This is a genomic window from Methylocaldum sp. GT1BB (assembly GCF_051027545.1).
In the GTDB taxonomy this organism is placed as follows: domain Bacteria; phylum Pseudomonadota; class Gammaproteobacteria; order Methylococcales; family Methylococcaceae; genus Methylocaldum.
This window is the reverse complement of record NZ_CP194902.1, coordinates 3,389,109-3,407,182: the sequence shown is the minus strand read 5'-3', so window position 1 is coordinate 3,407,182 and position 18,074 is coordinate 3,389,109. Positions and strand designations below refer to the sequence as shown.

The 18,074-nt window shown below is 60.1% G+C and carries 13 protein-coding genes; 7 read left to right on the top strand and 6 right to left on the bottom strand.

Translation table 11 applies throughout. From position 1 onward, the window contains the following. Position 1 precedes the first annotated feature (1 nt). The 3 genes from nifJ to ACR2TX_RS16645 all read left to right on the top strand — a co-directional run bounded on the left by nifJ (position 2) and on the right by ACR2TX_RS16645 (position 6,671). Positions 2-3,592 (top strand): pyruvate:ferredoxin (flavodoxin) oxidoreductase, encoded by a 3,591-nt coding sequence (gene nifJ / locus ACR2TX_RS16655; RefSeq protein WP_434130206.1) that lies wholly within the window; start codon positions 2-4, stop codon positions 3,590-3,592. Between the two features lie 13 nt (positions 3,593-3,605). Next, positions 3,606-4,592, top strand: coding sequence for a dihydroorotate dehydrogenase-like protein (locus ACR2TX_RS16650; RefSeq protein ID WP_434130204.1), 987 nt, complete (start codon positions 3,606-3,608; stop codon positions 4,590-4,592). A gap of 669 nt (positions 4,593-5,261) precedes the next feature. After that, entirely contained in the window at positions 5,262-6,671 is a 1,410-nt protein-coding gene (locus ACR2TX_RS16645) for a L,D-transpeptidase family protein (RefSeq protein ID WP_434130202.1), read from the top strand. A 166-nt stretch (positions 6,672-6,837) separates the two neighbouring features. On the opposite strand, the gene ACR2TX_RS16640 is transcribed toward ACR2TX_RS16645, so the two are convergent. The 3 genes from ACR2TX_RS16640 to ACR2TX_RS16630 are packed head-to-tail and all read right to left on the bottom strand — an operon-like array spanning position 6,838 to position 9,396. Then, positions 6,838-7,677 (bottom strand): ZIP family metal transporter, encoded by an 840-nt coding sequence (locus tag ACR2TX_RS16640; RefSeq protein ID WP_434132493.1) that lies wholly within the window; start codon positions 7,675-7,677, stop codon positions 6,838-6,840. 55 nt (positions 7,678-7,732) lie between these two features. Further along, complete coding sequence (locus tag ACR2TX_RS16635) at positions 7,733-8,167, bottom strand: DUF1232 domain-containing protein (RefSeq protein ID WP_156880994.1); 435 nt, start codon at positions 8,165-8,167, stop codon at positions 7,733-7,735. Positions 8,168-8,193: 26 nt separating this feature from the next. Beyond that, the gene (locus ACR2TX_RS16630; protein WP_434130200.1) at positions 8,194-9,396 is read right to left on the bottom strand and encodes a glutaredoxin family protein; all 1,203 of its coding nucleotides are present in this window, start codon (positions 9,394-9,396) and stop codon (positions 8,194-8,196) included. A gap of 364 nt (positions 9,397-9,760) precedes the next feature. Between ACR2TX_RS16630 and ACR2TX_RS16625 the strand changes: the two genes are divergently transcribed. After that, positions 9,761-10,942 (top strand): cytochrome-c peroxidase, encoded by a 1,182-nt coding sequence (locus tag ACR2TX_RS16625; RefSeq protein WP_434130198.1) that lies wholly within the window; start codon positions 9,761-9,763, stop codon positions 10,940-10,942. A gap of 226 nt (positions 10,943-11,168) precedes the next feature. Here the strand turns inward: ACR2TX_RS16625 and ACR2TX_RS16620 are convergent, their stop codons facing one another. Continuing rightward, a complete protein-coding gene (locus ACR2TX_RS16620) occupies positions 11,169-12,575 on the bottom strand; it encodes an MBL fold metallo-hydrolase (protein ID WP_434130196.1) in 1,407 nt (468 codons plus the stop codon). 361 nt (positions 12,576-12,936) lie between these two features. Between ACR2TX_RS16620 and ACR2TX_RS16615 the strand changes: the two genes are divergently transcribed. From ACR2TX_RS16615 to ACR2TX_RS16605, 3 genes are all read left to right on the top strand, one after another. Continuing rightward, entirely contained in the window at positions 12,937-13,437 is a 501-nt protein-coding gene (locus ACR2TX_RS16615; protein ID WP_086135571.1) for a DUF1269 domain-containing protein, read from the top strand. A 63-nt stretch (positions 13,438-13,500) separates the two neighbouring features. Next, positions 13,501-13,893, top strand: coding sequence for a ferritin-like domain-containing protein (locus ACR2TX_RS16610; protein WP_086135572.1), 393 nt, complete (start codon positions 13,501-13,503; stop codon positions 13,891-13,893). A gap of 62 nt (positions 13,894-13,955) precedes the next feature. Beyond that, positions 13,956-14,330 (top strand): helix-turn-helix domain-containing protein, encoded by a 375-nt coding sequence (locus ACR2TX_RS16605; protein ID WP_086135573.1) that lies wholly within the window; start codon positions 13,956-13,958, stop codon positions 14,328-14,330. Between the two features lie 59 nt (positions 14,331-14,389). Here the strand turns inward: ACR2TX_RS16605 and ACR2TX_RS16600 are convergent, their stop codons facing one another. Continuing rightward, positions 14,390-15,382, bottom strand: coding sequence for a M28 family peptidase (locus ACR2TX_RS16600; RefSeq protein ID WP_086135574.1), 993 nt, complete (start codon positions 15,380-15,382; stop codon positions 14,390-14,392). A 186-nt stretch (positions 15,383-15,568) separates the two neighbouring features. Then, entirely contained in the window at positions 15,569-17,944 is a 2,376-nt protein-coding gene (locus ACR2TX_RS16595; RefSeq protein WP_077730150.1) for a sensor domain-containing phosphodiesterase, read from the bottom strand. Positions 17,945-18,074 lie beyond the last annotated feature (130 nt).

The following is an 18,074-nucleotide window of genomic DNA, read 5'->3' as shown; positions in this document are numbered from 1 at the left end:
GATGGCGAAACCGAAAGTCATTACGCTCGACGGCAACGAGGCGGTGGCCCATGTCGCCTACCGCGTCAACGAAGTGTGCGCCATCTATCCCATCACGCCCTCCTCCACCATGGCGGAACTGGCCGACCAGTGGGCGGCCGAGGGCAAGACCAACATCTTCGGCGAGGTGCCCGTGGTGGTGGAGATGCAAAGCGAGGGCGGCGCCGCCGGGGCCGTGCACGGTGCCCTTCAGACCGGGGCCTTGACCACGACCTTCACCGCTTCGCAGGGTCTCCTCCTGATGATCCCGAACATGTACAAGATCGCCGGCGAACTCACCCCGACGGTGTTCCATGTCGCCGCCCGCTCCCTGGCGGCGCAGGCCTTGTCCATCTTCGGCGATCATTCCGATGTCGCCGCGGTGCGGGGCACCGGTTTCGCCCAGATCGCCTCGGGCTCGGTGCAGGAGGCGCACGACTTGGCGCTGATCGCCCAGGCCGCGAGCTTGAACAGCCGGATTCCTTTCCTGCATTTCTTCGACGGCTTCCGGACCTCCCACGAAATCAGCAAGATCGTGCTGCTTTCGGACGACGAAATCCGGGCCATGATCGACGAGGAGACGGTCCGCGCGCACCGGGCGCGGGCCCTGAATCCCGACAATCCGTTTATCCGCGGCACCGCGCAGAACCCGGACGTTTATTTCCAGGGGCGCGAGACCGTAAATCCCTACTACGCGCGTTTGCCGAGCCTGGTACAGAAAACCATGGACCGCTTCGGAGAACTGACCGGACGCCGGTATCGCCTGTTCGAATACCACGGCGATCCGGAGGCCGAGCGCGTGGCCGTGATTTTGGGCTCCGGCGCCCACACCCTGCGCCAGACCGCCGATTTTCTGGCCAAGCAGGGCGAGAAGGTAGGCGTGATTCAGGTGCGTCTGTGCCTGCCGTTTTCCGTCGGGCATTTCCTCGCCGCCCTGCCCTCGACGACCAAAGCCATTGCCGTCCTGGATCGCCTAAAGAGTCCCGGCGCGCTCGGGGAACCCCTGTACACCGACGTGGTCGCGGCGCTGGCGGAAGCGGAGGCCAGCGGTCTCCTTCCGGCCGGGAAACGGCCCGAGATCGTCGGCGGCCGTTACGGGCTTTCCTCCAAGGAGTTCAATCCGGCCATGGCGAAAGCCGTGCTGGACGAGCTGAAGAAGGAAAGACCCAAGAACCACTTCACCGTGGGCATCGCCGACGACGTTTCGCACACCAGCCTGGACGTCGATCCCGGTTTCGACATCGAGCCGGACGGCGTGGTGCGCGCCGTGTTCTTCGGTCTGGGCGCGGACGGCACGGTCGGCGCCAACAAGAACAGCATCAAGATCATCGGCGAATCCACCGATCTCCATGCGCAGGGCTATTTCGTCTACGACTCCAAGAAATCCGGCTCCAGGACCACGTCTCACGTGCGTTTCGGGCCCGAGCCGATCGAATCGCCCTATCTCATCGAATCGGCCAACTTCATCGGCTGCCATCAATTCAACTTCATCGAGAAGCTGGACGTGCTGGCCAAGGCCAAGCATGGCGCGGTTCTCCTGCTCAACAGCCCGCACGGCCCGGACGACGTATGGGACCGGCTGCCCTACGAGGTTCAGCGGCAGATCATCGACAAGGCGCTGAAGCTCTATGTGATCGACGCTTCCGGGGTCGCCCTGGAAACCGGCATCGGCGGACGCACCAACACCATCATGCAGACCTGCTTCTTCGCCCTGTCCGGCGTTTTGCCGCGCGATCAGGCGATCGCCAAGATCAAGGAAGCGATCAAGAAGACCTACGGCAAGAAGGGCGAGGAGATCGTGCGGAAGAACTACGAGGCGGTCGATCGAACCCTTTCCGCCCTGCACGAGGTGAAAGTCCCGGACCAGGCGACCGGCACCCTCGAGCGCCAGCCGGTGGTTTCCGAGGAGGCGCCCGATTTCGTGCGCCGGGTCACGGCGATGATGATGGCCGACCGGGGCGACGAACTGCCGGTGAGCCTGATGCCGGCGGACGGCACCTTCCCGTCGGGCACCACCCGGTGGGAGAAGCGGAACATCGCGCAATCCGTGCCCGTGTGGGAGCCCGATATCTGCATCCAGTGCGGCAACTGCGGCTTCGTCTGTCCGCACAGCGTCATCCGCGCCAAGTTCTACCACGAATCCCGGCTCGAGAACGCGCCCGAAACCTTCCTGTCGGCGCCGGTCACCGCCTACGGTTTTCCGGAAACCCGCTATACCTTGCAGGTCTATGTCGAGGATTGCACGGGCTGCGGCCTGTGCGTCGAGGTCTGCCCGGCCAAGAGCCTCACCCGGAGCGGCGTCAAGGCCATCAACATGCGGCCCAATGACCCGATACAGGAACCGCAGAAGGCGAATATCCACTTCTTCGAAACCATTCCGGTGAACGACCGCGCCCGGGTCGATTTCTCGTCGGTGCGCGGCGCGCAGTTTCTCGAACCCTTGTTCGAATTTCCCGGCGCCTGCGCGGGCTGCGGCGAGACGCCCTACGTTCGGCTGCTGTCGCAACTCTTCGGCGATCGCCTGATCGTCGCCAACGCCACCGGCTGCTCCTCCATTTACGGCGGCAATCTTCCGACCACGCCCTGGACCGTGAATGCCGAAGGAAACGGCCCCGCCTGGTCGAACTCGCTGTTCGAGGACAATGCCGAATTCGGCTTCGGCTTTCGCCTTACCGCCGATCAGCACTTGGCTCTGGCGCAGCGGCTCGCCCGCGAGCTGAAAGATTCGCTAGATCCCGAATTGGTGGACGAAATCCTGGCCGCACCGCAGCTCACCGAGTCGCAGATCCGCGCCCAGCGCGAGCGCGTTGCCAAGCTCAAGGCCATGCTGCTGAAACGGACCGACGACAAGGCGAAGGATCTTCTGTCGGTGGTCGACCAACTGGTGCGGCGCAGTATCTGGACCGTCGGCGGAGACGGCTGGGCTTACGACATCGGCTCGGGGGGCCTCGACCATGTGCTGGCCTCGGGCCGCGACGTCAACGTGCTGGTGCTGGACACCGAGGTGTATTCCAACACCGGCGGGCAGATGTCCAAGGCGACGCCGCTCGGCGCCGTGGCCAAATTCGCGGCGGCCGGCAAGACCGTCGCCAAGAAGGACCTCGCCCTACAGGCCATCGCCTACGGCAATGTCTATGTGGCGCGCGTCGCCATGGGGGCGAACCCGCAGCAGACCCTGCTCGCCTTCCGCGAGGCGGAAGCCTATCCCGGTCCTTCCCTGATCCTCGCCTACAGCCATTGCATCGCCCACGGCTACAATCTGCAACACGGCATGCACCAGCAGGATCTGGCCGTCGCCAGCGGCTATTGGCCCTTGATCCGGTACAACCCGGCGCTGCGCCGGTCGGACCGGAATCCGTTCGTGCTGGATTCGCCGCGTCCGCACATCCGATTCAAGGAGTATGCCTACAACGAGCTGCGCTTTATGATGCTGAGCCATACCAATCCCCGGAACTTCGAACGCTTGATGGAGATGGCGCAGCAGGTAGTCGATCAAAAATGGGACATTTACGAGGAAATGGCCAGCCGCGCCGGCAGCCGCTTTCATCCCGACGCCAGCGTCGACCTTCCGTAACAGGGGAGCCCGCATGGATCTGAAGACACGCTATATGGGACTGGAGCTCGATCATCCCGTGGTCGCCTCGGCCTCGCCGCTTTCCGAGACGCTGGACGGCATTCGCCGGCTGGAGGACGGCGGGGTCTCGGCGGTGGTCCTGTTCTCGCTGTTCGAGGAGCAGATCCGCCAGGAAAGAATGGCGTTCGTTCAGCTGATGGATCACCCGTCGGAAAGTTATGCCGAGTCGCTGAGCTACTTCCCCGATGTGGGCGATTTCCGCGTCGGCCCGGACAGCTATCTGAGCCTGGTCCAGCGCGCCGCCGAGGCGGTGGACATTCCGGTCATCGCCAGCCTCAACTGCGTGACCGGCGAGGGCTGGATCGACTACGCCCGACAACTGCAGGAGGCCGGCGCCAAAGCCCTGGAGCTCAATATCTACGGCATCGAAGCGAATTTCGATGTCTCGGCGCGTGAGGTCGAGCAGCGCTACCTGGACATCCTGCGGACGGTCAAGCAAGCCGTCTCCATTCCGGTGGCGCTGAAGCTGAGCCCTTTCTTCAGCGCCTTCGGCCATATCGCCCGGCAGTTCGATGCCGAGGGCGCCGATGCCCTGGTCCTGTTCAACCGCTTCTATCAGCCCGATCTCGATATCGTCAACCTGGAGGTCGCTCCGACCCTCTCCCTCAGTCACGCCGGGGAGATTCGCCTGCCCCTGCTCTGGATCGCGCTTCTGCGCGGCCGGATCAAGGCTTCGCTCGCGGCGACGCGGGGCGTGGAAAGCGCCGTCGAAATCATCAAGTATCTCCTCGCCGGCGCGGACGTGGTGATGGTCGCCTCCGCCCTGCTGCGCAACGGTCCGGACTATGCCGGCACGCTGGTGGACGGTTTGAGGGACTGGATGGACCAGCGCGGGTTTCAATCACTGGAACCCATGCGCGGCATCATGAGCCGCGCCAAAGTAGCGAATCCGGGAGCCTTCGAACGCGCCAATTACATTAAAATACTGGAAAGCTACTGATGGCCTGCGCGGCCTCCAGGTAGACCGAGGGAGCCGAGGCTGGACCAGAAGTAGGTCGGCAATTCTTTGCCGACGCAGACTCAGCAGGTGTCGGCAAAGGATTGCCGACCTACTTCGAGCGCCAATTTCATTTTTCGAACAAGCCAAGATATTTTTAAGGAAGCTCTGAACGAGTGGATTCCGTTCATGCCCCTTCGACAGGCTCAGGAGAGCCTTCGACAAGCCTGTCCCGAGCCGAGTCGAAGGGCCTGTCGAAGGACTTAATCAGAGATTCCTTAAATCGAGCCACAGTATCGGCCACGACCCTCACCGATTCGCAATAGTCATCCCGGCCAACAGCATCGTCTCCGTTCTATCGCACTTCTACACCGCCGTTTAGGTCTAATGCGTCGAAATGTTTGCTGTGGCGCAAATATTTGAGGAGCGACAGAGTTAGTGTTTGCCGCGGTAGCCGACCCGTATGCCTGTTGCACTCATGGAAAATGGTCCGAATTCGGCCGATACCTCCGGCATGATCCCGGCATGAGAGGAGAAGCACGATTGAATGTTCCTGTGGAGCGTTCGCAGCCGTGGGCATTGCATCAGCCACGGCGCCGTAAGCGCGGGCTGATTCTTATCCTGGGCTTCTGCTGCGGACTATCTGCATGCGCCTATCGCCCGATGCAAGAGATGTCAAATCACTGGCATGGCGAGTGGGGCAGGTTACCGCCTCCGATCGAAGAGCCGGTGAAAGAACCGGTGGAAGAATCAGCGCCTATTGCGAGCCCACCGATCGCGTCGTTGGAGAAGCACCGATTCTCTGTCGCCAAGGACGAAGGGGTAGTCGGGTCGTTCGGAGTTATTACGCTTCAGCACGGGGACACGCTTCCCGATGTCGCGCGGCACTTCGGATTGGGATACGAAGAGATCGTCGCGGCAAACCCCGAGCTCGATCCGTGGGTGCCAAGCGCGAACAGCAGGACGTTGATCCCGGTGCAGTTCGTACTACCGCGGGCGCCACGGCGGGGAGTGGTCATCAATCTCGCCGCCATGCGGATGTTTCATTTTCCCGCCAAGGGAAATGGCGCCGAGGTCGTCACCTACCCCGTAGGCATCGGGCGGGAAGGGCGAGCAACTCCCACCGGGGCGATGCGGATCGCGCGAAAGATTAAGAACCCGACCTGGTATCCGACAAAGAACATCCGAGACGACCACCTCCGGCGGGGCGATCCCTTGCCGGCCGCAGTGCCGCCGGGGCCTGACAACCCCTTGGGCAAGTATGCCCTGTACCTGAACCGGCAGATGTATCTCATTCACGGCACGAACAAGCCTTACAGCGTCGGGCTTCGAGCCAGCAATGGCTGCATCCGCCTGTATCCGGAGGACGCTAGCAAGCTGTATTCGCGGGTTCCGTTGAACGAGCCGGTGTATATCGTCAATCAGCCTTATCTCGTGGGCTGGCGTGACGGGGTAGTCTACCTGCAGGCTTACCCGAGCCATGAGGAATTAAACGAAAAATTACTCAAGAAAACCCTCCGCGCCAATCTAAAAAAGTGGGAGCGGGATCAGAACCAACCCCTGGATTGGGGAAAGATCGAACGCATTGTCCAAGAAGGACTGGGCATTCCGCTACCGATTACCGCGGGAACACCCCCTGTCGACGCCGTACTTGCGGGAGCGCAGCCTATCGTGCGACCCGACAAGTGGTTCGGACAACCCGAACCGGCGCCGGAAGCCAGCTACGGCTGGTACGTGTTCGCCGCCGAGACAGCCAGCGAAATGACGGCCCAGCGACTCGCCGCCGTGCTCAATCATCAGGGGCCTCCGATACCGGCACAAGTTGTTCCGAGCGGCGAACGCCATCAGGTTATAGCGGGGCCATTCGCCAACGCCAAGGCCGCCAAAACCGCCGTGAAGCGTCTCAAGGTCGATCTGGAACTGGACGGGCGCATCTTGCCGCCAAAAGCGAGCAGGCAGCTAAGTCGCCCGCCAAACCTGCCACCCGGGAAACGTGTTTTCCGAACATATCGGAGCCGGACCGACCAACCTGAAGACGGTACCGGAGGAAACGGAGGCGACGAGCGGCTCAGGAGCAGATGACGTCGTGAATGCAATGCTTGAAGACACCGCTTCGGATACGACAGTAGACGAAGCGGTCGCCCGGCGACTCGCATTGGTAACGAACTGATATTGCGCGTGCTTCCGGATACCGAGACTGCCCTGCGCATCCTCTCCGCTTGGCTTGATCCAAATGTCTCAACCCCATTCAGCCCAAGGCCACATCCAGAATCATCATGACAATGAAACCGAGTATGGCCCCCAGCGTGGCGATGTCGGTGTTGCCCCGTTCCCGCGACTCGGGAATTATCGCTTCGAACACCACGTAGATCATGGCCCCGGCCGCGAAGGCAAGCGCATAAGGCATGATGGCCAAGCACGCGGATACGGCGGCGGCGCCTATGACGGCGGCGACCGGTTCGACCACGGCGGACAGCTGCCCGTACCAGAAGCTGCGCAGCCGCGACCAGCCCACGCGGCGCAAGGGCATGGCCACCGCCGCGCCCTCCGGAAAATTCTGCAGACCGATGCCGATCGCCAAGGCAATCGCACCGCCCAGACTGGCCGTATCCAAACCGCAGGCCAAGGCGCCGAAGGCCACGCCCACGGCCAGCCCCTCGGGAATGTTATGCAGGGTGATGCCGAGCACCAGCAGCATAGTACGCCGCCAGGTCGTGACGACCCCCTCCTCCGTCTGCATCGCTGCGCCGAGTTGGAAATGGGGCAACAGCCAGTCGCAAAGACTCAGCGCATAAGCGCCGAGGGTGAATCCCGTTGCCGCCGGAAGCCAGGCAAAACGGCCATAGCCTTCCGATAAATCGAGCGCGGGCGCGAGCAAAGACCAGTAACTCGCGGCCAACATCACTCCCGCCGAGAATCCCAGCATGGCATCAAGCAGCTTTTGGTTCATCCGCTTGGTAAAAAACACCAGGGCGGCGCCGAGCGCGGTCATTCCCCAGGTGAACAACGAGGCGAGAAGGGCTTGCAGAATGTGGGCACGCTCGGCGAACCAGCGGGAAACGGTCGAAAAGTGGGCTTGAACATACATGCCGAAGGCCGATAGGTCGCCGTTCGCGGCAAGGGAGGCAAAATCGCTCGCTGCGTCACTCATCAGCGAAAAGTCTGGAAAGCGCTTCCTGATACTCGTCGCGAGCCTTTCGCCAAGCCGCGTATTTTTCGAGTTCGACCTTCACGAGCTTCAAGATCAGCGCCATGACGGCCACATCGTCCAGATAGCCGACGATAGGGATCACATCCGGGATCAACTCCGCCGGGTTGATCAGATACAGGAGACCGAAGGCCACGGCGGCGATCGCCCAGGCCGCGATATCCCGGTATGTCCCCGATCGGTAATCGCGGATCAATTCCAGGCAGAGCAGGATATCCAGCCAGACCTGATACAGCGCCGGAATCTTCTTGACCTTGTTCTCGATCTCGCGAGCCTTTTCGATGATGCGGTCGAAATGCCGATCCGTGATTTTCCCGCCGTTGCGCTTGAAGAAAGCTTCGTTCAGTTCGTTCCGGTCTTCTTCATCCACGGGTATCCCTCCCTTCCGTCAGCGGCCTAGACCGAGAAAGCGAGCCATTCCGGCCTGAACAGCAGCAATAATCCGATGACGATCAGCACAACGCCGCCGATGGCGTGAGCATACCGCACGTATGTCCCGGTCAGCCCGGTCACCCGCAGGGTCTGCATGGCGACGAAAAACACGAAGAGGTCGTCCAGCATGAACACCAGTATGTAAAGGCCGAGGTAAGCATGATATTGCCATGTCGGCAGGTTGCTCAGAGCAAGCACCTGGGTATAAATAGCCGGTATTCCGGCGGAACAGATCAGCTCCACCAGGTTCACCGCAAAGGCAAGCAGGATAATGCCCGCCAGCGCGAGCAGGAAGCGCCGCTCGCTGGCCAAGGAACGCAGCCGCTCGAAAACGCGCTTCCGCGATTCGGGTGCGGTCACTTTACAGATAGCCTCGGGATTCACGAAATATTCGCGAAGGTAATAAGTACCGCCGCCCAGCGCCAGCGTTCCCACCAAGATGCGAATCCAGAGCAGCATGCCGAAAAAAAGCAGCAAGTTTAACCAGGCCGCCATGAACAGATAGTAAACCGCAGCCGAGGCGACGATGAATGCGCTGCCCAGCACCCACATCCGAAACCGGTTGCGCAATCCCACCAGCAGACTGATCAGGAAAAGCAAGGTCCACATGGCGCACGGATTGAAGCCGTCCACGGCCGCGAGCATCAAAGTCAGCACGGGAAGAGAGACCTGGCCGATGGTCACTTCTCCGAATATCGGCAATTTCAGAACCTTCGGCGTTTTCTTGACAGGCTGCGGAAGATCTTCGGCCGGTGTCTCCGGTATGCCGGTCAACAGCGGCCATACGAGATCCCTGCAAACGACTTCCTGACAGGCCTTTGCGGCCGACTGGATCTCCGCTCCGGTCGTCGAGTCGTCATCGTACCCTTCGAAGTATGTCTTACCAACCACGGTCAGAGGCACCCCCGGGCGCTCGATTCCGAATTGCCTGACCAGCGCAGAAAAGACATCGTAGTTCCCGGTATAACGGCTGATTTCCAGATAATGAACACGAACTCTCGCCTCTTCGCCTTCCCATCGTCTGAGGAAATCCATTGCGCGTTCACAATGCGGACAGCCGTCCTTCCAGAAAAAGTAAACATCGACTTTACGTTCTTCCGATTCGGCACCGTTCGCATACCCAACCGCGCCGAGCAGCGAGAAAACAATCAGAAAAAGTAGCCACACCGAGTTCCTGCTGGGTCGCACCACCGATCAACCTCCTACAACAGCTTCGACTTCTCGACTCCCTGAACTATACGACGAGTTCACGGACTGGCGCGAATAAATCAAGGCTTGCACACTTGCTCAGAAGGATGACATCGCGGTTGCCCGATTTCTGAAATAGCGAAAGCGGTTATAGCCAAGAAAAGCCGAATGTTCGCCATGCGCCGTCAGAAAGAGGTCGGTCGTCATTCGAGCATCCGCACGCACCTCCATGGGGTTCCATTTCGAAACGGAGTTTTGTGTGTATTTGCATGGGATGGATTCTTGACTCGACGATGATTACAAATGAGAATTCTTCTCATTACGAAAAACAAAAGGGATGATCATGAAGGTCAAAACATGGGGCACCGTATTCACGCTCCTTGCCATTCAGGCCGCAGCCGACGATCAAGCCTTGCCCGGAGGCCAGTGGCTCACGCCGAAGGCCAAACTGGGCCGGGAGTTGTTCTTCGACGCCAGTCTCTCCTCGCCGGCCGGGCAATCCTGCGCCAGCTGCCATGAGCCCAAACGCGCATTCACCGACCCGGACAAGAGGATTCCCACCTCCGAGGGCGTGATTTCGGGACGGTTCGGCAGCCGTAACACTCCCACCGTCATGTATGCCGCATTCAGCCCGGCATTCCACTACGACGAACAGGAGGGGCTGTTCGTAGGCGGCCAATTCTGGGACGGCCGCGCCGCGACTCTGGAAGAACAGGCGAAACAGCCGTTCCTGAATCCGGTCGAAATGGCCAATCCGAGTCGAACTGCCGTGGTGGAAAAGGTACGTCAGGCCCCGTATGCCCGGTTGTTCGAAGAAGTGTATGGACGGGGTGCCCTGGATGACACCGAACGGGCCTACGATCTCATCGCCGACGCGATCGCCGCATTCGAGAATATCCGTGCATTCAACCGCTTCAGCTCGAAATACGACGCGTATCTGGCCGGAAAGGTCAAATTGAGCCCGCGGGAGCTCAGGGGGCTCAAGGTGTACGAGGATCCCGCCAAGGGCAATTGCGCCGCCTGCCATCCCAACCGGCCGTCGGAGGAGGATTCCCCGCCGTTGTTCACGGATTTCACCTATGACAACCTGGGCGTTCCAAAGAATCCGGACAATCCCTTCTACGCCTTGCCGCCCGAGTTCAATTCCGCCGGCCGCGACTTCGCGGACCGGGGCCTGGGCGCCAGCGTCGGCAGCGTTGCCGAGGACGGGAAGTTCAAGGTCCCGACCCTTCGCAATATCGCGATAACCGGTCCCTACATGCACAACGGTTATTTCCAGACCTTGCGTGGCGTGGTCGAGTTCTACAACAACCGGGACGTCAAGCCCGCCTGCCGGGACGCCATGACCCGTGAGCGCGATGCCCTCAAGCAAGGTTGCTGGCCCGCCCCCGAGATAGCGGACAATGTCAACCATGACGAACTGGGCAACCTGGGACTGACCGAACGGGAAATGGACGACCTCGTTGCCTTCTTGAACACCCTGACCGACGGATATCGCCCGCTCCAATGGAGGCGTGGCAAGTAGCGCGTTTTTCACCACGGTTTAGCGGTACGGGAAGCGCGTAGGTCGGCAATCCCTTGCCGACAACGTTCCTTGCCGACCCGGTTCGTCGGCAAAGGATTGCCGACCACCCTGCCGCCCCGTAGGTCGGGAATCCTTTCCCGACGCCGTGCTCCGACCGAGCGTCTTCGTCGGCAAAGGATTGCCGACCTACACCTTGGGGAAGCGCTACAGAAAACCGGAAAATGCTCTAACCCGTTCCACCGGCGATGTTACTGGGACAGCATTTCTCCCACGCGTTAAAACCGCCCACGAGATCGATCGTATTATCGAATCCCTGATCTTCCAGCAAGCTGGTGGCGATGGACGAGCGGTAGCCGGTGCCGCAATGGACCACGATGGGCCTGTCGCGGGGCAGTTCGCCGCTCCGTTCCGCGAGCCGGTTCAGCGGGATATTGAGGCTTTCGCCGATGCGTTTCTGCTGCCATTCGTTTTCGGTACGCACATCGAGAACCAGGGGCGACTGCGCCGAGGCCAGCTTTTCCGCCAGGGTCGGGGCTGCGATCCGGTCGGTCCGCCGGATGAGATCCGGCCGCTGCTCCAGCGCTTCCATGCCCCCCTCGAGATAACCCGCAACATTGTCGAAACCTATTCGGCCGAGACGCATCGCGGCTTCCTGCTCGCGGCCGGGTTCGGCGATGAGCACGATGGGCCTAGTGCGATCGAGCAATGTGCCCGCCCAAGTGGCATAAGGGCCGCCGAGGCCGATGTTCACGCTGCCCGCCAGGTGCGCCCCTGCGAAATCCGCCGTCTCGCGCACGTCCAGAAGCTGCGCCCCGGCCTGTTTCATCGTGAGCACCGCGTCGAGCGAGAGCGGTTTCAGCCCGGTCGCCAGGGTTTCTTCGAGGGTTGCGCGCTCCTTGCGGTTGAGTACCGCGTCATGGGAAAAATATTTCGGCGCTTCCGGCTGGCCCGCCGTGACCAGGCGAATGAAGTCTTCCTTGCTCATGGGTTTGAGCGCGTAGTTGTACCCGCGCTGCGTTCCCATGGTGGAGAACAGGTCGGTGCTGAGACTTTTCCCGCACATGGACCCCGCGCCGTGAGCCGGGTAAACCAAGGTTTCGTCCGGCAGGGGCAATAGCTTTTCGTGCAGAGACTCGTAAAGCATCGCGGCCAGGTCTTCGGCCGAAACGCCGAACGAGGCCAAAAGGTCGGGGCGTCCCACGTCCCCGATGAATAGCGTATCGCCCGTCAGCACGGCATAGGGAATCTCCGTGCTCTTGGCCTGATCGTAAACCACGATCGAGATACCTTCGGGGGTATGCCCGGGTGTTTCCAGGATCTTCAGGCGGACCTGACCGAATTCGAGCGTATCGCCGTCGGGATGCGGAATGAACGCATATTCGGCATCCGCCCTCGCCCCCAAATGGATCTTGGCGCCGACACGATCCCGCAGTTCCAGGTGTCCCGCAATGAAATCGGCGTGAAAGTGGGTCAGGAACACATGGCGAATCTCGAAACCTTCCCGGCGCGCCTCTTCCAGATATTGCTCGATGTCGCGCTGGGGATCGACGACGAGCGCGGTTTTCGTCTCTTCATCGCCGATGAGATAAGAGGCGTGGGCGAGACAGCCGAGATAGAACTGCTTGAAGAACATGGAGACCTCCTCTTGAGTTGGCGTGCTGCATCTGGTTGGACACCACCCGTCGACGCAATGATCCCCCATCGGCCTTTCGGTTGCGCATGCCCTTTGACTGAGAGTCGTGGTTTTCATGAGTCGTCGGAAGCTTTTTGGCAATAAGCCGGGCTTTCCCGATCCCCCTCTAACGCGGCCTTTTTCGCCAGCCTCGAGATGATGCAATCGCATAACCGTTACGCAATTTCCTTCCTGAAATCGAGTCTAATTGCTACCCCAATGCGAAGCTTTCGGCCCGTTACCGCCGGGTTTACTCCGGCATTGTCGGCCGCCGCCTTGGTCGGCTAGTCCAACATCCCTAATCAGAACTGGAGCAAGAATCATGCGACGCATCTATTTCTTGGTACCGAACATCGAAATTACCAAAAAGATTGTGGACGAGTTGTTGCTGGCGCGGATCGAGGAACGCCACATCCACGTACTGGCCAAACGCGGCACGCCTTTGGAAGATCTGCCCGAAGCCACTTTCCTGCAAAAGACCGACTTCCTTCCGGCCCTGGAACAGGGCGTCGCACTCGGCGGCGCGACGGGACTCTTGGCCGGGCTGGTGGCGATCGCCTTGCCCACGGGGCTGGTTCTGGGCGGCGGAGCGCTGTTTGCGATCACCCTGGCTGGCGCGGGGGTCGGAGGATTGATGTCGAGCATGGTCGGCAGCAGCATCGGTAACCGGCGGATCGATCAATTCCAGGAGGCCATGGAAAAAGGCGAATTCCTGCTGATGATCGACGTGCCCCGAGACCGCGTAGAAGAAATCGAGGCCATCATCAAGAAACACCATCCCGAGGCCGAGTGCGAAGGCACCGACCCGCATACCTTCCCCTAGGGCTTTGCGGTCGGAATATGCGATGGTCTGGCCACTCAGCACCCGCCACTTTAGGAAATGTTCATGAATTCGAGCTTGAAGGACCGCCTGACCGAAGCGCTCGATGACGAATACAAGGCGCTCGCCGCTTATCGAAAAGTCATCGAAAAGTTCGGTCCGATACGTCCCTTCGTTAACATCGTCGAAGCCGAGGCGCGGCATGCCGCTGCCCTGCTCTCGCTGTTCGAACGCTATGGCATACCCGTGCCGGAAGACCGCTGGCCTGAGCGCGTGACAGCGCCGGATACGGTTGAAGAGGCCTGCCGCAGCGCGGTCGAGGCCGAGATATACAATATGGCGATGTACGACCGCCTGCTTGCCGCTACCCCGGAACCGGATGTTCGCCGGGTTTTGGAAAACCTTCGGTCCGCCTCCCGCGATCGTCATTTACGCGCCTTCGAACGTTGCCTTCATTAAGGCGAAGGTAAAGCATTACCTCCGATCAAATCAGAACGAGACCGCTATTCAGGAGACTAGGAATGGACGTGCAAATCATTGAAAAAGAAGGCTCGAAATGGGCGATGATTCCATATGACGACTATCTGTCCCTCGTGGAACTGGCCGAATTGGCGACGGACATGGCGTCCGACGTCAAAACCGAGGAACGGCTTGTGCCGGGCGAAGAACAACTTCCGGACGACTTGAAGGCGCGCCTTTTGGCCGGAGAGAACGCCATTCGGATCTGGCGCGAGTTCCGCGGGCTGACGCTGGAGGAACTGGCCGAGCGGGCTGGCATAACGGAATCGTTCGTTGCCCTTGTCGACCGGGGACGGCCGACATGCCGAATCGACAAGCTCAAGCGTATTGCCGAAGTGTTAGGCGTGCACCTGGAAAATATCCTTCGCACGGTATAGTCAAGGCCTTCACCATGCGGAGCGGATGCGGTCGTTTGACGCATCGGCAATTTGAAGGTCTACCGCGCGAGCTCGAGCACTGCGGCATAGATTCCCGCTACCACTTGGGCCATTCTCCGGTAGTCCAGCGTGTCGGGCGTGTCGGTGGCGGCATGATAGTTCGGATTACGATAGAAAGCCGTATCGGTGATCATTACGGCCGGATAGCCTGCTTCCCAATAATTGAGATGGTCCGAGAAGTCGACGCCCGGGAGAAAGCGCGGAGCATTGATCGAATGCACCGGCAAGCTTGAGGCGTTGGACATCGCCTTCTTGATACTTCGCACCAGCCGTCCCTCCCCTATCCTTCCCACGACGGCGATGAAGTTTCCGGTGGTCGGATAGAAAAGCGAAAGTCCCGGCGCGGGAAATGACTGGCTGTCTTTCGCATCGGTGAAATAGCCGATCATTTCGAGCGCAAGCATCGCGCGTACGTTCGCCCCCTTCGCCTTGAGCGACTGGGCATGCACGGCACTCCCCATGTGCTCGCTCCTGAAAAATGGCGGTTCCTCCAGGGTATAGGCTACGAGATCCACCCGGATTGCGAGATCGGCTTTGCCCAGTAGTCCCGCCAGTTCGATCAATCCGGCGACGCCGCTCGCGTTATCGTCGGCTCCGGGATAGGGACCGGCCGTATCGTAATGTGCGCCGACGACGATCCGCTCCTCGGACGGCGGGCCAAAACTAGCCATGATATTGCGGTAAGTCGTTCGGCCGACCCGGAACGGCTGGTCCGCGGTTTTGCCCTGCGCTTGCTCGAACGCCGAACGGATATACGATGCCGCACGATCGAGATTATCCGGATGACCGGCATCCCTTGGCCCTAGCATCTCCGACAAGGTTCGGACATGGGCTTCCAGGCGCCCGGGATCGATGGTGGGCGGCGCGGCCTCGTCCGTGCCGGCAAACGAGGGCTCCGCCAGACAGAACCGGAGTGCAATCACCAGAAAGCATGCCCAGGCTAGTACGATTGCTCCGCAAACCGACATGGGCGAACGATTTCGGACATCCATGCAATACACTCCAGACAACCGTGGAACTGCACGGCTCCAATTCCGCTTTCAAGACAGGCATACTGAAAACCCGCGCGGCGAGGGTCAACAGTAACCGTTGGATCGCCGCCGAGTCTTTCCGTTCGGCATCACCGGGACTCCGCGAGCGGTCGAATACCTTGCCGAGGAATCCCACCGAGATTTTGTCTAAGCCTTCGTCGAACTCTCGAAAAACCAGTCGCCTAGCGCTTTGACAGAAAGAGGACGGCTGAAGAAAAAGCCTTGAGCTTGATCGCAACCTTCATCCCGCAGAAAGGCCAATTGCTGCTCCGTTTCGACGCCTTCGGCGATAACCGTCAGTCGAAGGCTGTGGCCCAGACTGATCACTGCGCGGGTTATCGCAAGATCGTCCTGATCATCGATGATGTCGCGCACGAAGGACTGATCGATCTTCAGCTTGTCGATCGGGAATCGCTTGAGATAACTGAGGCTTGAATAGCCCGTCCCAAAATCGTCGATAGCCAACTTTACGCCCATGTCCTTGAGCTTGTGCAAGCGTTTCTGAATCGATCCCTCTCCTTGCATGACGATTCCCTCGGTCAACTCGAGTTCAAGATACTCGGGCTCCATACCCGTTTCTCCCAACACCCGTGCGACGAGGTCTTCGAATCGCTGAACGAATTGTGGCGAGGCAATGTTGACGGCAACCGGAACCTTGGCGAAACCGAGGGATTGCAAGTACACGTTTTGGCGGCAGGCCTCGCGGATCACCCATTCCCCGATCGGAACGATGAGGCCGCTTTCTTCGGCGATGGGAATAAACCGGCCCGGCGCTACCCGGCCCCATTCCGGATGCTGCCAGCGGATCAAGGCCTCGAGGCCTACCAATCCGTGCGTCTCGATATCGTACTGAGGCTGATACTCCAGCAAGAATTCGTCACGTTCCAGAGCCTGCCGCAGACCGCTTTCGATCGTAAGCCGCTCCAGCACGGCGGAATTCATGCTTTCGGTAAAGAATTGATAAGTATTGCGTCCTTTTTCTTTAGCGTGATACATGGCGGTATCGGCATGTTTGACCAAGGATTCCACGTCGCCGCCGTCCTGCGGATACATGCTGATGCCGATGCTCGGCGTGATGCTCAGCCGGTAATCCTCGATGACATAAGGCTGCGCGACCACGCTCAGAATCCTTTCGGCGGTCTGAGCGGCCGAGTCGCCTCCCGTTTCCGGGAGCAGTACGACGAATTCGTCGCCTCCCAGCCGGGACACGGTGTCCGTATCCCGCAGGCATCCCCGCAAGCGGCCCGCAATGCTCCGCAATAGCCCGTCGCCGACATGATGTCCCAGGGAGTCGTTGACCGTTTTGAATCGGTCGAGATCCAGAAACAGCAGGGCCGTTTCTTTCTTGTCACGGGCTGAAAGCGCTAAGGCCTGCGCAGCCCTGTCCATCAACAAGGCACGGTTCGGAAGCCCTGTTAGCGCATCGTAAAAAGCGAGACGCTGGATCCGGTCCTCGACCCGACTGCGCTCGATGGCGATCGCAGCGGTATGAATCGCCGTCTCTACCAGCCTGGCGTGTTTGTCCGAAGGCCGCTGCGGTTCGCGATAGTAAACGGCAAAGGTACCGATGACGTTTTGCCTCGCGTCGAAAATGGGTGTCGACCAACAGGCGCGAAGTCCGTACTGCTCGGCGAGATCGCGAAAGGCGGCCCAACGGGGATCCGTCCGAATATCGCTGGTAATTACCGTTTGCCGGTGAAATGCCGCAGTGCCGCAAGATCCCACGGAAGGTCCGATGGCGATACCGTCTATTTGCCGGTTGTAATCGTCGGGAATACTCGGGGCGGCCCCATGCCGCAAATGAACGCCGTCCTTATCCAGGAGAAGCACCGAGCAGAGTATTTTGTCATCCTGCTGTTCGATCGTACGCGCCAGTGCAGCCAGGGTATGCTCGAGGGGCGCTCCGTTGGCGATCATCTCCAGCATGTCTCTCTGGCCGCGCAACAAGGCCTCGGTACGTTTGCGCTCGTTTTGTTCGATCACGAGAGCGGCGAGATTGGCCACGGCAATGGCGAAAAAGCGTTCTTCCGCAGACCAGCTGAGCGTTTCGCCGGTGTGCTCGCAGCATAGGACGCCCTCGACGCGCCCGAAGACGTGTATCGGCACATCGAGCATCGAGCTGATCCGTAAAGGACGCAGGTACACAGCGGAAAACTCGGCGGTAGAAGGATGATGACACGCATCGTTCGCCACGATGGCTTCCTCGGTTTCAAGTCCTTTGAAATAGCTCGGAAAATCCTCCTGGCGTAATGTCATCCCGGAACTGTGCCGTTGCCGGGAGCGCTCGTAGAGATCCATGCATTCGATGGCGAGCCGGTCTTCGGTAAACCGCCATACACTGATGCGCTCGATGTCCAACTCCGTCGCGGTGGTTCGAGTCAGCAGGCGAATCGCCTCGAGCGCATCCTCAGCCGAAAAAATTTCGCTACGCGTTAGCGAGGCCAGCGCGCGTTGTTGCTCCAGCAAGGAGTTGCGGTTTCGCCGAAGCCGTTCCTCCGATTGCATTAGTGTATCTACCTTCATCCACCACCCCGTTGAGAACGACTCGCATCGGTCGCGTTCAAAGCCCAATGCCTTGAAAACCGTTTCGGCAGTACGCTACCGATCTCGCATAGGCCGTTCCGAATCGCTGCATTCGTTATGGCCGATCGGG

Coding starts and splice junctions, on each gene's coding strand:
- ACR2TX_RS16640 (WP_434132493.1), bottom strand. CDS start 7,677: ATGTATGTTCAAGCCCACTTTTCGACCGTTTCCCGCTGGTTCGCCGAG.
- ACR2TX_RS16600 (WP_086135574.1), bottom strand. CDS start 15,382: ATGGATGTCCGAAATCGTTCGCCCATGTCGGTTTGCGGAGCAATCGTA.
- ACR2TX_RS16620 (WP_434130196.1), bottom strand. CDS start 12,575: ATGTTCTTCAAGCAGTTCTATCTCGGCTGTCTCGCCCACGCCTCTTAT.
- ACR2TX_RS16615 (WP_086135571.1), top strand. CDS start 12,937: ATGCGACGCATCTATTTCTTGGTACCGAACATCGAAATTACCAAAAAG.
- ACR2TX_RS16645 (WP_434130202.1), top strand. CDS start 5,262: ATGTCAAATCACTGGCATGGCGAGTGGGGCAGGTTACCGCCTCCGATC.
- ACR2TX_RS16650 (WP_434130204.1), top strand. CDS start 3,606: ATGGATCTGAAGACACGCTATATGGGACTGGAGCTCGATCATCCCGTG.
- ACR2TX_RS16605 (WP_086135573.1), top strand. CDS start 13,956: ATGGACGTGCAAATCATTGAAAAAGAAGGCTCGAAATGGGCGATGATT.
- ACR2TX_RS16595 (WP_077730150.1), bottom strand. CDS start 17,944: ATGAAGGTAGATACACTAATGCAATCGGAGGAACGGCTTCGGCGAAAC.
- ACR2TX_RS16625 (WP_434130198.1), top strand. CDS start 9,761: ATGAAGGTCAAAACATGGGGCACCGTATTCACGCTCCTTGCCATTCAG.
- ACR2TX_RS16610 (WP_086135572.1), top strand. CDS start 13,501: ATGAATTCGAGCTTGAAGGACCGCCTGACCGAAGCGCTCGATGACGAA.
- nifJ (WP_434130206.1), top strand. CDS start 2: ATGGCGAAACCGAAAGTCATTACGCTCGACGGCAACGAGGCGGTGGCC.